Raw genomic sequence first — 14626 nt, 5'->3', positions numbered from 1 at the left:
TGCAATGCGCACCGTCGGGCCGCTCGGAATCATGGTCGTAGTAGTTCTCGAGCAAATTGCAGCTTGATCGGGGCTTCGTAGCAATTCACCGTATGTTGATGAGCATGTCCTTCCACGTCTTCGGCACCTTCGCCCGCACCAAATCCGACTGCCGATACATCTGCCCATCGGGCGCCACATACCTCCCCGTCCCCGGGTCGTAATGCAGCACCGCAACCGAAGGTGACACACCAGAACCGTTGGCGCCAAACGCGCTTGGCGCCGCTGGCACGGCACCCGCATCGGGCGCTGTCGGCGGCCGGTTGAGCGACCCCGGCGCAACCGGCCCCGGCGGTGTCCCAGCCGGCGCCGCCCCCGGCGGCAACGGCGTCCCGTCAACCGGACCGAAAGTCCTGTCCTCGATACCAGCTCGGTCGTCCGGCGGCAAACCCTGCGACAGCAGATTCGGATCCAGCGGATACGGCCCCAGCGCGTGCTGCCTCTCCGCCACCGGCACGTACTCTTTGTCGCTGTTGCAGATTTCGACTGTGGGAGCGCGCTTTCCGGGCTTGGTCATGCAGGGATAGTTGCGCGCGCCGCGCACGGATATCGGCGAGTCCTGCGGCAGCTTGCAATACAGATTGTCCGGAGTGTCGGCCTCACTCACATCAGCCGGCGAGCGCCACTGCGACGGCGGCAGGAACCCGACCGTGCACGCGGGCGGGTCGGCGATGGTCAGCGTGAACCCGCCGACCGCCAGACCCGTCGGGTTGTTGGTCACGCCGTAAGACCCATACGCCGCGACCGACGGGGGGAGCAGCACCAGCAGCTGTTCCAGCGCCGGGTGATAGGTCACGCCGACCTGCCCGATGGTGGACAGGTTCGCCAAGAACACCGGCAGCGTCGGCTTCACCTGATCGAGGAGCCGCGAAACCTCCTGTGCGAAGCCGGGTCCCGTCTGCATCAGCTTCCGAAACTGTGCGTCGTCTTTCACCATCTGGTCGGTGAACCCGGCGAGGTTGTGCGCCCACCGCCGTGTCTGGTCGGAGGTCTGGACCTGCGCATCCAGGAAGGGCCGGCCGTCGTCGACCAGGGCGCGGGTGTGGTCGACCACCGCCGAGGCGTCGTGCGAGAGCCTGGCCGACGAGTCCAGCATGGATTCTAGGTCGTACCCCGACCCGTTGAACGCCGTGAACGTCTCGTCGAGCAGCTGCCCGAGCTTGTCCTTGGGGATGCTCTTAACCAAGGCGCTGAGCTTGTCCAGCATCGGGCCGACCGGCCGCGGGATGCTGGTGTCGCGCGCGGCGATCACCGACCCGTCGCGCAGGTACGGCCCCGACCCCGAGCGCGGCACCAGATCCACGTACTGTTCGCCCACCGCCGACATGCTGCGCACCGCCGCGTGCACATCGGCGGGAATCTTCGGCGAAGTGTCAATCGCCAGTGTGGCTTTCGCCCCGGTGGCGGTCGGGCCGACCGCGGTCACCTTGCCGACCTGCACCCCGCGATAGGTGACATTGCTGAACCGGTACAGCCCACCGGTGTCGGGCAGCTCCAAGGTGACGCTGAGCTTGCCGACCCCCAGCAGCGTCGGCACCTGCATGTACTGGAAGAACATGAACGCCATCGCGACCACCGACGCCAGCGCGAAGATGGTCAGCTGAATCCGGACGAAACGCGTGAGCAGCATCAGCCACCGCCCCGCGTCGGTTGATCCACGGGCGCAATGGCACTCAGATCAGGGGCCACAACAGCGGGAGCAGGCGGGCCCGCCGACGAAGGCCCACCAGGCGCCGGCAAAGGGGCAGCGACGGCGAACCCCAGCGGGTCATACGTGTAGTTGCCATACCAGGGATCACCCGGGGCGGGCACCAGCGGCGCGTCCGGGTCGCCCCAGCGGGTGCCGGCCAGCAGTGTTCTCTTGAGCCGGGGAATGGTCATGTCGATGACGGCGAAAACGTTGAAGTAGTCACCGCGCACCGCGCGGTCGATGAAGTTCTGTGTGAACGGAAAGGTCGGCACGTATCCCAGCACGGTGCTGAGGTCGGGGCCCACGTCGGCCAGCGCCTGGATCGTCGGCTCCAGGTTCTGCAGGTTCTTCACCAGGTCGGCCTGGGTGTCGTTGACGAGCCGGGTGGTGGTGTTGCTGAAGACGCGCAGCTTGTCCAGGGCCGCGGTGATGCGCGGGCGTTCGCGGATCAGCACGTCGAGCGCGGGCGGGATCGTGCGCAGCGCTTGGGTGATCACCTCGCGCTGGGAGGCGAACGTGCCGGCCAGCCGGTTCAACGCATCGATCGACGCCATGATCCGGTCGCGCTGTTGATCGAGCACGCCGACGAACTCGTCGAGGCGCGTCAACAGTTGACGCACGTCGTTCTCGTGGCCGGACAACGCGGCACTGAAGTTATGCACGATGTCGCCGATCTGGCCCAGCCCACCGGAATTGAGCACCACCGACAGCGCCGAAAGCGTCTGCTCGGTCGACGGATACGACGACGAGCGGTCCAGCGGAATCGTGGCCCCGGGCTGCAGCCGCCCCCGCGCGGGCTCGCCCAGCGGTCGATTGAGCTCCACATGCATCGACCCCAACAGGCTGGTCTGCCCGACGGCGGCCACCGCGTTGCCGGGGACCACGACCTCGGGCTTGACCGAGACCTCGACGTCGGCGTGATCACCCTTGACCCGCATCTTGCCGACACTGCCCACGATGACGTCGCCCATCATCACCGGCGAATTCGATTCCAGCGTGCCGATATTGGCGATCTCGACGTGATAGACGTTCGCGTGCGGGCCGCGTCCCACCGCGCCGGGCAGCGGCAGCGAGTTCACGCCCTGAAACGCGCAACCGCCCACCGCGAAACACGCCACAAGCAGCCCGAGACGCTTGATCACGGCGCCCCCAGGCCGGCCGCCGCCGGCTGATCGCTCGGCGCCGGCCGGCCATGGTCGGGCAGCAGCAGGTCCTCCACGCTGTGCGGCGTCGAGTCACCGTTGATGCCCGTATAGGCCGACACCGCCGGCGGGGACTCGGGGGGAATCGGCGACGGCCCTTCGCCGTCCGGCGCCAAACGCGGTTCGGCGTAAATGATTTTCCCGGGCGTGGCGATCTGCTGCAGGATGATGTTCGTCGGGATGGGCAGGTAATTGAAGTTCGCGGTCCGCATCCCCGGGCCGCCGTACTCCGCGCACAGCTTCCCCGATTCCGTCGCGGTGACGTTCGCGACCGCCCCGATCGCGTCGCACAGGAAATGCACCGGGTTGGAGAAGTTGTTGATGATGAAGCTGCCCATGGCACCGGGCGTGTTGGGGTTATAGATGTTGTAGCCGTTGGAAAACGCGGTCGGCGCGGCATGCAGGATGTTCTCCACATCCATCCGGTGATCGACCAGAACCTGAGTGACATTGGTCAGCCGCTGGATCTGCTCGGCGGTCTTGTCCCGGGTTCCGGCGACGAAGCGCTGCACCTCACCGACGGCCACCGACAGGTTGGACAGCGCCGCATCCAGATCCGAGCGGCTGTCGTCGAGCACGGTGCTCAGCGTCGTCAACCGGTTCTGGAACTGCACGATCTGCTGATTGCTGTCGCGCAGGGCGGTGACGAAATTCTGCAGGTTCTTGATGATGTCGACGATGTTGCCGCTGCCGTTGGCCAGAATCCGGCTGATCCCGGACAACTGCGCGAGGGTCTGGCGCAACTTCTCGCCGTTGCCGTCCAGGGCGTTCGCGGCGGTCGTGATGAACCGGCTGGCCGACGTCGACGACACGTCAGCGGCCGGGCCCAGATCGGTTGCCAGGCGGGTCAATTGCTCGGTGACCTGGTCCCACTCGACGGGAATCGCCGTCCGGTCGGTGTCAATCACCGCCCCGTCGGCCATCTTCGGTCCGCCGCCCCGGTGATAGGCGGGGGTGAGCTGCACGTAGCGGGCCGCCACCAGGTTTTGCGCGACGATGATCGCCTTGGCGTCGGCCGGGACCGACACGTGGCGGTCGACGTGCAAGACCAGCTTGGCCCGGCTGGGCTGCGGTTGCACGGAGGCCACCGTGCCGACCTTGACGCCGGACACCCGGATTTGGTCGCCGGCATAGATCCCGGTCGCCGACGGAAAGTAGGCGGTGATCGTCAGCGGACGAAAGAACTTCTCCCGCACCAGGAATCCGCTCGCGGCCACGAACACGCCGACTAATAGCGCGGCGATGAGGCGGCGCGCGGTCATCGCGAACCACCCGGGATGGCGTTGTGCGGCCAGGGGAACAGCGCCCGCGGCATGTTCGGGTCGTTGCGGCGGAACCCCCAGTAGTAGTCGAAGAACGGCTGAATCAGCTCGGGGATCGCCAGGTTGGGCACAAAGGCGTTGTAGTAGAAGCCGTTGGACACCGACTCGCCCGAGGTGATCTCGAACTTCTTCAGGCCCGGCAGCGCCTTGGACAGGTTCTCGCGGTTCTTTTCCAGCATGGCCGCAACGGAATTCAGCCGGTCCAGGGTCGGCTTGAGCTTGGCCTCGTTGTCGGCCACCAGCCCGGTCAGCTGCTTGGCGACCGCCGAGACGTTGGCCAGCAGCACGCTGATCGCGTCGCGCCGGTGGACCAACGTTTCGAGCAGCACGTTGCCGTCCAGGATCAGCGAGTTCACCCCCTGGCTGCGCTCGGAGAGGATGCCGGTGACGTTGTTGGCGCTCGTGAGCAGCGCGTCCAAAGTTTCGCCGCGGCTGTTGATCGCCCGCGACAGCCGGGTCAGCCCGTCGAACGTCGGGCCCAGCTGCGGGGCGATTTGGTCGATGGTCGCCGAGAGCGCGTCCAGCGATTGGTTGAGCGTGTCGGTGCTCGTGGTCGCCAGGTTGGTGGTCGCCTCCGAGACGGCCTCGGTCAGCGAATATGGCGACGACGTCCGCGACAACGGAATGACCTCCGACGGACGCAGCAGGCCGGTGCCGGCCGACTCCAGGGTCAGCACCCGCGCGCCCAGCAGCGAGCCGGTGCGGATGTGCGCGGTGGTCAGCGGCCCGAGCCGCACCTTGCCGTTGACGCCGAAATTGACCACGGCGTTGCCGTCGTCGTCCAGCGAAACCGCGGACACCAGGCCGACATTGACGCCGGAGACCAGCACCTTGTTTCCGGGCTCGAGCCCGCCGGCCTCGGAGAACAACGCCTGGTAACGGATCGTCGTCGCCCAGGACACCAGCCGGTCGGGCGCCAGCCCGACGGAGACCACCAGCAGGATCAGTACCGTCCCGATGAAGCCTGCGCGAATGAGGTTTGCGCCACGGTATTTCAGCATCAGGGCTCCGCGCACCTTCCCTCGGTCTGCTTCAGCCACGGGTAGACCGCCGTGCGGCCCTGCAGATCGGTGACGCGGAACGTGAGCCCGCAGATGTAGTAGTTGACGAAGCTGCCGTAGGCCCCGGTGCGGGCGAGCTTGCGAAAGTTGTGGGGTGCCCGCTGCAGCGCGTCGTCGAGGCGCCCCTTGCCCTGCTCGAGTAGGGGAGCCAGGCGGTTGAGCTGATCGACCGTGCCGGTCAGCGGCGGGCGCGCGGCGCTGAGCAGGTCGGTAACCGACGCGGTGCCGGTGGCCAGCGCCTGGATGGCATCCCCGATCGGATCGCGTTCCTGCGCAAGCTCACCGACGAGGCGCTGCAGGCGTTCGATCGCGCCGGAGAACTGGCCGCCCTGGTCGGCGAGGGTGCGCACCACGGTGTTGAGGTTGTCGATCAGGCTCTCGATGGCCTTGTTCTTTTCGGCGACATCGCTGGAGAACGACGACGTCTTCGCCAGCAGCGACTGCAGCGTCTGGCCCTGGCCCTGGAACACCTGCAGCAGCGCGGCGGCCAGCGCGTTGACGTCGCGCGGATTGAGGCCCCGGATAACCGGTTTCAGCCCGCCGAGTAGCAGGTCGAGGTCCAGCGAGGGCATCGTGCGGTCGATGGAGATCTGCGAGCCCGCCGGCAGTACCCGCATCGATCCGGGCCCGATGATGAGTTCGAGGTAGCGATCGCCCACCAGGTTGAGGTAACGCACGGCCGCGCGCGTGCCGGTGGTGAGCGCGACGCCCTCGTCGGCGTCGAAGTCCACCAGCACCTTGTTGTCCGGCTGCAGCGCGACGGCGTTGACCGTGCCGACCCGAATCCCGGCCACCCGCACTGAATCTCCGGTCTTCAGCTGCGAGGCGTCGATGAAGATGGCCGAGTACCGGTGGGTGGGGCCGTTGCGGAACTGGCCGAAGATGAAGAACAGACAGGTCGTCAGCGTCAGCATCACGGCGGCGAAGATGCCGAACTTCACCAGGATGCGGCCGGTGCCGGTCATCCCGGTTGGCCGATCTGTGCGGTGTTGCGGGGCGGTCCGTCGAGGGGGCCGTAGAGGAACTGCTTGAGCCCGTCGGAGTTCAGCAGGATGCCCTGTTGCCCGTATTGCCACGGGTTGGCGCCGATGTCGGCGACGTCAAACGGCGGGAAAGTGTTGTAGGCCACCGGCAATTCGTGCTCACACTGCGAGCCGCCGCGGGCGGCCACCTTCGGCAGGTTCTTGGGGTAGCGGTAGCGCTCGGCGCCCAGCGTGATGCCCCCCAACACCTCGAGCCCCGGCACCGGGGTGGGCGGCTGCAGGGCCAGTGGGAACATTCCCTTGAGCGAACACGTCAGCGCCTGGTGGTACTCGTTGGTGAGGTCGGTCGTCGGCACCAGCAGATGGGTTACCTGCGCGAGCTTTTCGCGATTGGCGCCCAGGACGTCGTTGCCCAGGTCGGCCAGGCCGATCGAACTGATCAACAGCGCGTCGAGGTTCTGCTGTTCGTCGACCAGGGTCTGGCTGACGCGCGTCGTGCGGTCCGCGACGGTGATCAGGTCGGGCGCGGCGTCGGCGTAGGCGGCCGACACGTCGGCGGTGGCCTCGATGTCGTGGCTCAGGGTGGGCAGGCTCGGCTCGATCTTGCCGAGAAACGCGTTGAGATCACTGAACAATTGGCCGAGCCGGGCGCCGCGGCCGTTGAGCGCCGTGGCCATCGCGCCGAGCGTCTCGTTCAGTTTGGCCGGATCGACTTTCGCCAGTACCGCGGTGAGTTGTTGGAATACCGAGTTGATTTCGACGGTGACCCGCCCCGCGTCGAGCACCTGCCCCGCGCGCAGGCGCTGCGGCGACGGACTCTGCGGGGGAATCAGCTGGATGAACTTGGCGCCGAACGCCGTCGTCGCCACGATGTTGACGAGGACGTTGGCCGGGATGAGCTGCAGCCGCGACGGCTCGAGCGCCAGCCGAATGACCGCCTGCCCGTCGGGCGAATCCTGAATGGAGGCGACGCTGCCCACCGGCGCGCCGTGCAGCTTGACCTTGGCGCCCGGGTTCATCATCAACCCCGCGCGGCCGGCCATCACGGTCACCGGCACCGTGGTGGTGAAGCCGCCGCGGAACTGCGTGACCGCCAAGGCGACGATCGCGACGGCGACGACGACCGTCACCAATCCCGCGACCGGGCGTGCGTAGATGTGGCGAAACGTGGCGCGGGGGTCGGCGGTCGCCGGCGGGAGGGGCGAAGGAGCTGGGAGCCCCGCCGGCACGGCCTGGATTCGTCTGGTCACCTAGGCCCCTTCGCCGAAGCAAGGGCCCGGGCGGACGCGCCAGATCGCCGGTGCGGCAAGGGAAGTCGCATGGCCATGCCGGCTACAGACCCCCATAACGCTGTCCCGATCCATCGTCATTCCAAGCCAACCGGTCCGCGGTGTGATACAAATCTCACGTAGTAGCGAGCAGAACGATACATCCGCATTACTAGAACTTCAATACTGGTCAGCACGAGAGTGTCGTTCTACGCTGGCCACGGCTGAAGCGTCACCGGAGGAGCGATGTGACCGGTATCCGAGTGGTCGCGCCCGAGTTGGCGCGCCGCTACGAGGAGCGGGGCTGGTGGACCCCGGACACGCTCGGGGACCTGCTGGCCCGCGGCCTCAAAGACAACCAGGACACCACCTTTCGCGTCCACTCGGCGGTGCGCCCGTTCACCGGCACGTTCGGTGACGTCGAACTGATGGCCCGCCGGCTCGCGGCCGGCCTGCGAGCGCGCGGCGTCGGCCCCGGCGACGTGGTCGCGTTCCAGCTGCCCAACTGGGTGGAGGCTGCGGCCACGTTCTGGGCGTCGGCGTTCCTGTCCGCCGTCGTCGTCCCGATCGTCCACTTCTACGGGCCCAAGGAATTGCGCTACATCCTGTCCACGGTCCGGCCGCGGGCCTTCATCACCGCCGAAGGATTCGGGCGGATGACCTACGCGCCCGAGGTCTGCGCCGACGTGCCGATCGTCGCGCTGGTGGGTGAAGGCTTTGACGAACTGCTGGCCGACGAACCGATGGAGGGCACGCTGGCCGCCGACCCCGCCGGCCCGGCGGTGATCGCGTTCACGTCGGGCACGACCAGCGACCCCAAGGGCGTGATCCACAGCCATCAGAGTTTGGGTTTCGAAACGCGCCAGCTGCTGGAGAATTACGCACCGGGCCGCGCCCGCCAACTCACCGCGCTGCCCGTCGGCCATTTCATCGGCATGCTCGGCGCGTTCCTGATCCCCGTCCTCGACGGCGCGCCGATCGACCTTACCGACGTGTGGGACCCGGACAAGGCGATCGACCTGATGGACACCGACGGCGTCGCGCTCGGCGGGGGACCGCCGTACTTCGTCACCAGCCTGCTCGACCATCCCCGGTTCACCGATGAGCACCTGCGCTACATCACCCACATCGGCCTCGGCGGATCCACCGTCCCGGCCGCCGTCACCCGGCGCCTGGCCGATCTCGGGATCGTCGTCACCCGCTCCTACGGCAGCTCCGAACATCCGTCGATCACCGGTTCGCATTTCACCGCACCCGAGGACAAGCGGCTCTTCACCGACGGCAAGGCACGCACCGGCGTCGAGGTACGGCTGGCCGACGACGGCGAAATCCTTTCTCGCGGACCGGATTTATTCATCGGCTACACCGATCCCGCGCTGACCGCCCGCGCGTTCGACTCCGACGGCTGGTACCACACCGGCGACATCGCGGTCATGGACGACGACGGTTATCTGACCATCACCGACCGCAAGTCCGACATCATCATCCGCGGCGGCGAGAACATCAGCGCGCTGGAGGTCGAGGAGGTACTGCTCGGCATGCCCGCGGTCGCCGAGGCGGTCGTGGTCTCCGCCCCGGATGCGCGCCTCGGTGAGCACGCCGCGGCGGTGCTGCGCATCAAGACCGGGCAGCTCATGCCGACCCTGGGCGAGGTCCGCGACCACTTCGAGCGCGCCGGGGTGGCCAAGCAGAAATGGCCCGAATCGCTGCACCAGGTCGACGACTATCCGCGCACCGCCAGCGGCAAGGTGCAGAAGTACGTTGTCCGCCAAAGCATTCGGGACAGGGCGTAGCGCTGGGCGCCTCGACCCGCCACAAATTGAGAGTTGAACTTCTGGCCAAAGAAGAATATCGTTCTACCGTCACCTGATATTTAGGAGTTGACGTGGCGATAGTCGCGGAGCGGCGGACCTTTGTCGCGGGCAGTTGGGTCACCGGTGACGACGTAGTCAGCGTCGAAAATCCCGCCGACGAGACTCACGTCGCCGACATCACCGCGACACCGCTGGCCGAGGTGCGTCGCGCGATCGCCGAGGCGCGCCGCAGCTTCGACGACGGCGTCTGGGCCGACGCGGCACCGAGCGAGCGGGCACGCGTGCTGCACGCGTTCGTCGACCACGTCGAATCCGCCCGCGACACGCTGGTTCCCACGCTGGTCGCCGAGGCCGGGCAATCGACGTTCTTCGCCGAGATGACGCAATTGCGGGCCGGGGCCGCCATCGCCCGCCAAACGATCGACCTCTACCTGTCGATGGCCCACGAGGAAGCCAGCCCGGTACCCGTCGACGACCTGGTGCGCGGCCGGGTCGCTTTGAGCGTTCGCCGCCACGAACCCGTCGGCGTGGTCGCCGCCATCACGCCGTACAACGCGGCGCTGATCATGGGCTTCCAGAAGCTGATTCCCGCACTCATGGCCGGCAATTCGGTGATCCTGCGGCCCAGCCCGCTCACGCCGATCTCGTCGCTGATCTTCGGTGCGGCCGCCGACGCGGCCGGCCTGCCGCCCGGCGTGCTCAGCGTCGTCGTCGAATCCGGCATCGCCGGGGCGGAGCTGCTCACCAGCGACCCGGGCGTCGACATGGTGTCGTTCACCGGCTCGACGATCGCGGGCCGCAAGATCCTGGCGCAGGCGGCGCCGACCGTCAAACGGGTCTCGCTGGAACTCGGCGGCAAGTCGGCGCAGATCTACCTGCCCGACGCCGTGCACCGCGCCGCCGGCGGCGCGATGATCGTGGTCCTGTCCACCGCCGGCCAGGCCTGCGTCGCCGCGACGAGAATGCTTGTGCCGCAGGACAAGAAAGGCGAGGTGCTCGACGCGGTGAGTGGCGCCTACGGGTCGATCAAGGTGGGGCCGCCCAGCGACGAATCGGCCATGATGGGACCGGTCATCAGCGCCGCCCAGCGCGACAAATGCGAGCAGTACGTGAAGCTGGCCGAAGAACACGGCGGCAAGGTGTTCTGCGGCGGCGGACGCCCGGCGGGCCTGGACCGCGGCTACTTCTTCGAGCCCACCGTGCTCGACCTGCCCAGCAACGCCAATCCCGCTGCGCAGGAAGAGATCTTCGGCCCGATCATCGGCGTGCTGGGCTACCGCGACCTCGACGACGCCGTCGCGATCGCCAACGACAGCATCTACGGCCTGTCCGGCCAGGTGTACGGGAGCGACACGACCGCGGCCCTGCAGGTGGCGCGCCGGCTGCGCACCGGCGCGGTCAACGTCAACACCAGCGTCTTCTCCGCCTACGCCCCGAGCGGGGGCTACAAGCAAAGCGGGCTGGGCCGCGAACGAGGCCCGGACGGCATCCGCGAATTCCAGGAGGTCAAGCACATGTCGATCGGAGAGTTGAAGTGAGCGAATACGACCTGAACTGGCTGATCTCGGTCGACGACCACATCCTCGAACCGCCCAACCTGTGGGTCGACCGGGTGGCCGCCAAGGATCGCGACCGCGCCCCGCACATGGAGAAGGACGACCACGGCATCGACAACTGGGTCTACGACGGCAAGCGCTACCCGAACTCGGGCCTGAGCGCCGTCGTCGGAAAGTCGAAGGAAGAGTTCAGCCCCGAGCCGCTGTCGTATTCGGAGATGCGGCCGGGCTGCTACGACGCCAAGGCCCGCGTCGAGGACATGGACCGCTCGGGTGTGCTCGCCTCGCTGTGCTTTCCGACGATCACCCGCTTCTGCGGACAGTTGTTCATGGAGGCCAGCGACCGCGAATTCGGCTTCGAATGCCTGCAGCACTACAACGACTGGCTCGTCGAGGAGTGGTGTGGCGCCGCGCCCGGCCGCTACATCCCGCTCATGCTGATCCCGATGTGGGACCCCAAGCTCGCCGCCAAGGAGATGGAGCGGATGGCGGCCAAGGGCGTGACGACGTTCGCGTTCTCCGAGAACCCGGAACCGTTGGGGCTGCCCACGATTCACGATGCCGACGGCTACTGGGAGCCGGTCATGGCGGCGGCCAACGAGCTGCACATGGTGGCCAGCATGCACGTCGGTTCGTCCTCGACGCTGCCCAAGATCTGCGCGGACGCACCGTTCATGGCCAACCTCACCTGGGGCGCCTCGCGCACGTCGGGCACCATGCTGTCCTGGTTGTTCAGCGGGATGTTCCAGCGCTACCCCAACCTGAAGATCGCGCTGTCCGAGGGTGAGGTCGGCTGGATGCCCTACTTTTTGGAGCGCGCCGAACAGGTGCTGGACAAGCAGCGGTACTGGGTGATGCGCGGCGCGAAGTTCGACACCCATGCGGGCGCGGGCAAGGCGATCGACCTCGACACGCTCGACATCCGCGAGACGTTCCGCAACCACATCTACGGCTGCATCATCGAAGACCGCCACGCGGTAAGGAGTCTGGACGAACTCGGCGAGGACAACATCATGTGCGAGACCGACTACCCGCACTCGGACTCCACCTGGCCCGACTGCATCAACGTCGCCCGCAACACCATGAAGGACCTTCCCGAGGACGTGCAGTACAAGCTGCTGCGCGGCAACGCCGAACGCCTGTACCGGTTCACCCCGGCCGAGCCCCCCGTCCTCGCGAGCGCCTGATGGCCGGAGTGCTCGACGGCAAGAGCGCCATCGTCACCGGCGCCGGCTCCGGAGTCGGCCGGGTATCGGCGCTGCGGTTCGCCGAGGAGGGCGCCCGCGTGGTGGCGGCCGACATCGAACTCGACCATGCGAAAGACACTGTGCGCCGGATCGAATCGGCGGGCGGTACCGCGATCGCCGTGGGCGTCGACGTCGCCGACGAGCAGCAGGTCCAGGCGATGATCGCGGCGGCCGTCGACCAGTACGGGCGCCTCGACATCCTGTTCAACAACGTCGGCATCCCGACGCCGCGCCTCGGGATGATCTTCGAGGACCACACCCTCGAGGACTTCAACCGCCTGGTCGCGGTCAACCTCGGCGGGGTGTTCCTCGGCACCAAGTACGCGGTGCTGCGGTTCAAGGAGCAGGGTTCCGGAGGGGTCATCCTCAACACCGCGTCGGTGGCCGGCCTGGTCGGCTGGGGCGGCTCGGTGTACGGCGCCACCAAGGGCGGGGTCATCCAGCTCACCCGGGCCGTCGCAATCGAGGCCGCCCCCTTCGGGATTCGCGTCAACGCGATCTGCCCGGCCGCCATGCCGCTGACCGGTTTCATGGCGGCGGGCGGGCTTCAGGTCGACGCGGAGCAGCAGGCGGCGATCGCCGAATCGGTCGGCGGGCAGCATCCGCTCGGGCGCGCCATCACCGCCGAGGATTGCGCCGAGGCCGCGCTGTATCTGGTATCCGACGCGTCGCGCAACGTCACCGGGGTGGCGCTGCCCGTCGACGGCGGGTTCGTGGCGAAATGACCAGTCAGGTTGGGGGGCCCGCCTTAGACCGCGATCGACTGCGGGAACTGTTCGACCTGCGCAGCTCCTACAACGCCTGGGCCGGTGGCGCTTACGAGGACGATCCCTATCCGGTGTGGCACCGCCTGCGCCAGGAGGGCCCGGTGCTGCCCGGCATCCTGCACGAGCTGACCGGCAGCACCGACACGATGTTCTTCCACGGGCTGCCCTACCCCGACAGCCCGCATTTCACGGTGTTCGACTACGACACCTGCATGGTCGTCTACCGCAACCCGGAGGTGTTCGCCTCGTCCCCGAATCCGGTCGACCTCGAGAACGGCCCGCTCGGTTTGACCAACAGCATGCTGTCGATGAACGGTGCGCAGCACAAGAGATATCGCGCGCTGGTGCAACCGTCGTTCCTGCCGGCGAACAGCAAGTGGTGGATTGACAATTGGATCACCGAGACCGTGGACCTGCTCGTCGACGGCCTCGTCCACGACGGGCGCGCCGAACTCAACGTCGACTTCTGCGCGGCCATCCCCGTGCTCACCATCACCGGCAGTTTCGGGGTGCCCGTCGAGCAGGCGCTGGACATCCGGGAGGCGCTGGCACGGGACCCGCAGAAGGTGGTCGATCTGCTCATGCCGGTCATCGCCGCGCGCCGCGAGGAGCCCCGGGACGACCTGATCAGCATCCTCGTCCAAGCCGAGCTGACCGACGAGAACGGCGTCACCGACCGGCTCACCGATCGCGAAATCGATTCCTTCGTGCTGCTTTTGCTCGGCGCGGGCTCGGGCACCACGTGGAAGCAGATGGGCACCACGCTGACCACGCTGTTGCAGCGCCCCGAACTCCTCGAGGCGGTGCGCGCCGACCGGACCCTGCTGCGCCCCGCCATCGAGGAGGCGATCCGGTGGATGCCGACCGATCCGATGTTCTCCCGCTGGGTCATGGCCGACACCGAACTGGCCGGCGTGGCGATCCCCGCCGGATCGGTCGTGCATCTCGCGCTCGGCGCCGCCAACAGGGACCCCGCGCGGTGGAACCGCCCCGACGAGTACGACATCACCCGAAAGTTCAAGCCGTCGTTGGGTTTCGGGCAGGGAGCGCACATCTGCCTCGGCATGCACGTGGCCCGCGCCGAGATGACCATCGCGATCTCGGCGCTGCTCGACCGGCTGCCCAACCTGCGTCTGGACCCCGACGCCGAACCGCCCCGCTTCGTCGGGATGTACGAGCGCGGCGCCACGGCCATCCCGGTGGTGTTCGATGTCTGATTACACCCAGCCCGACCTCACCCTGCTCGGCGAGGACCACATCCGCGCGTATCGGGACAGCGGCGGCGAGGTCGGCTACATCTGGAACGGGGTCCCGACGCTGCTGCTCACGACGACCGGTCGCCGCACCGGCCAACGACGCACCTCGGCGCTGATCTTCGGCCGCGACGGCGACGACTATCTGGTGGTGGCCTCGATGGGCGGCGCGCCCATCCACCCGTCGTGGTATTTGAATCTGCGAGCCAATCCCGCCGCCGGCATTCAGGTCAAGGCCGACGAACTCGCGGTCGTGGCGCGCACCGCGACGGCCGACGAGAAGCCACGGCTGTGGAAGATCATGACCGAGCAATGGCCCAACTACGACGTCTACCAGTCACGCACCGAGCGCGACATTCCCGTCGTTGTCCTCACACCGGCATGAGCACGGCTAGCATTTCTTCGGTGTCACGTGCTGAAGAAC

Annotated in this window: 12 protein-coding genes; 6 read left to right on the top strand and 6 right to left on the bottom strand. The window is 67.4% G+C overall.

Annotated features, from left to right (window positions below; all coding sequences use genetic code 11):
* Positions 1 to 85: 85 nt before the first annotated feature.
* Genes ACZ50Z_RS10595 through ACZ50Z_RS10570 form a run of 6 tightly spaced genes read right to left on the bottom strand, consistent with a single transcriptional unit; the run spans position 86 to position 7547 of the window.
* Positions 86 to 1666: an MCE family protein gene (locus ACZ50Z_RS10595; RefSeq protein ID WP_464486175.1), complete on the bottom strand. Its 1581-nt coding sequence runs from the start codon at positions 1664 to 1666 to the stop codon at positions 86 to 88.
* Positions 1667 to 1668: 2 nt separating this feature from the next.
* A complete protein-coding gene (locus ACZ50Z_RS10590) occupies positions 1669 to 2871 on the bottom strand; it encodes an MCE family protein (RefSeq protein ID WP_464483506.1) in 1203 nt (400 codons plus the stop codon).
* Positions 2868 to 4193, bottom strand: a complete 1326-nt coding sequence (locus ACZ50Z_RS10585) for an MCE family protein (protein WP_464483505.1) — start codon at positions 4191 to 4193, stop codon at positions 2868 to 2870. Before ACZ50Z_RS10585 ends, ACZ50Z_RS10590 begins: the two co-directional genes overlap by 4 nt.
* Complete coding sequence (locus ACZ50Z_RS10580) at positions 4190 to 5254, bottom strand: MCE family protein (protein WP_464483504.1); 1065 nt, start codon at positions 5252 to 5254, stop codon at positions 4190 to 4192. Before ACZ50Z_RS10580 ends, ACZ50Z_RS10585 begins: the two co-directional genes overlap by 4 nt.
* Entirely contained in the window at positions 5254 to 6279 is a 1026-nt protein-coding gene (locus ACZ50Z_RS10575) for an MCE family protein (protein WP_464483503.1), read from the bottom strand. Before ACZ50Z_RS10575 ends, ACZ50Z_RS10580 begins: the two co-directional genes overlap by 1 nt.
* Positions 6276 to 7547 carry an MCE family protein gene (locus tag ACZ50Z_RS10570; protein WP_464483502.1) on the bottom strand — a complete coding sequence of 424 codons (1272 nt, stop codon included), beginning with the start codon at positions 7545 to 7547 and terminating at the stop codon, positions 6276 to 6278. The genes ACZ50Z_RS10575 and ACZ50Z_RS10570 overlap by 4 nt, the downstream gene beginning before the upstream one ends.
* Before the next feature lie 266 nt (positions 7548 to 7813).
* On the opposite strand from ACZ50Z_RS10570, the gene ACZ50Z_RS10565 reads away from it, so the two are divergent.
* The 6 genes from ACZ50Z_RS10565 (at position 7814) to ACZ50Z_RS10540 (ending at position 14587) form a co-directional block, all read left to right on the top strand.
* The gene (locus tag ACZ50Z_RS10565) at positions 7814 to 9358 is read left to right on the top strand and encodes an AMP-binding protein (RefSeq protein ID WP_464483501.1); all 1545 of its coding nucleotides are present in this window, start codon (positions 7814 to 7816) and stop codon (positions 9356 to 9358) included.
* A 92-nt stretch (positions 9359 to 9450) separates the two neighbouring features.
* Positions 9451 to 10917: an aldehyde dehydrogenase family protein gene (locus ACZ50Z_RS10560; protein WP_464483500.1), complete on the top strand. Its 1467-nt coding sequence runs from the start codon at positions 9451 to 9453 to the stop codon at positions 10915 to 10917.
* Positions 10914 to 12122 (top strand): amidohydrolase family protein, encoded by a 1209-nt coding sequence (locus tag ACZ50Z_RS10555; protein ID WP_464483499.1) that lies wholly within the window; start codon positions 10914 to 10916, stop codon positions 12120 to 12122. The genes ACZ50Z_RS10560 and ACZ50Z_RS10555 overlap by 4 nt, the downstream gene beginning before the upstream one ends.
* Positions 12122 to 12907 carry an SDR family NAD(P)-dependent oxidoreductase gene (locus ACZ50Z_RS10550; protein ID WP_464483498.1) on the top strand — a complete coding sequence of 262 codons (786 nt, stop codon included), beginning with the start codon at positions 12122 to 12124 and terminating at the stop codon, positions 12905 to 12907. Before ACZ50Z_RS10555 ends, ACZ50Z_RS10550 begins: the two co-directional genes overlap by 1 nt.
* On the top strand, positions 12904 to 14166 hold the full coding sequence (locus ACZ50Z_RS10545) for a cytochrome P450 (RefSeq protein ID WP_464483497.1): 1263 nt from the start codon (positions 12904 to 12906) through the stop codon (positions 14164 to 14166). Before ACZ50Z_RS10550 ends, ACZ50Z_RS10545 begins: the two co-directional genes overlap by 4 nt.
* On the top strand, positions 14159 to 14587 hold the full coding sequence (locus ACZ50Z_RS10540) for a nitroreductase family deazaflavin-dependent oxidoreductase (protein WP_464483496.1): 429 nt from the start codon (positions 14159 to 14161) through the stop codon (positions 14585 to 14587). The genes ACZ50Z_RS10545 and ACZ50Z_RS10540 overlap by 8 nt, the downstream gene beginning before the upstream one ends.
* The last annotated feature ends 39 nt before the right edge of the window (positions 14588 to 14626 follow it).

Source organism: Mycobacterium sp. NTMscope_MAC_269 (assembly GCF_976985695.1).
Note: the sequence above shows the minus strand (reverse complement) of the source record. Positions and strands in the feature narration are given on the sequence as shown.

Bases quoted from the DNA above. Each gene is read 5' to 3' on its own strand.
- ACZ50Z_RS10585 (WP_464483505.1), bottom strand. From the start codon at position 4,193: ATGACCGCGCGCCGCCTCATCGCCGCGCTATTAGTCGGCGTGTTCGTG.
- ACZ50Z_RS10550 (WP_464483498.1), top strand. From the start codon at position 12,122: ATGGCCGGAGTGCTCGACGGCAAGAGCGCCATCGTCACCGGCGCCGGC.
- ACZ50Z_RS10545 (WP_464483497.1), top strand. From the start codon at position 12,904: ATGACCAGTCAGGTTGGGGGGCCCGCCTTAGACCGCGATCGACTGCGG.
- ACZ50Z_RS10580 (WP_464483504.1), bottom strand. From the start codon at position 5,254: ATGCTGAAATACCGTGGCGCAAACCTCATTCGCGCAGGCTTCATCGGG.
- ACZ50Z_RS10575 (WP_464483503.1), bottom strand. From the start codon at position 6,279: ATGACCGGCACCGGCCGCATCCTGGTGAAGTTCGGCATCTTCGCCGCC.
- ACZ50Z_RS10540 (WP_464483496.1), top strand. From the start codon at position 14,159: ATGTCTGATTACACCCAGCCCGACCTCACCCTGCTCGGCGAGGACCAC.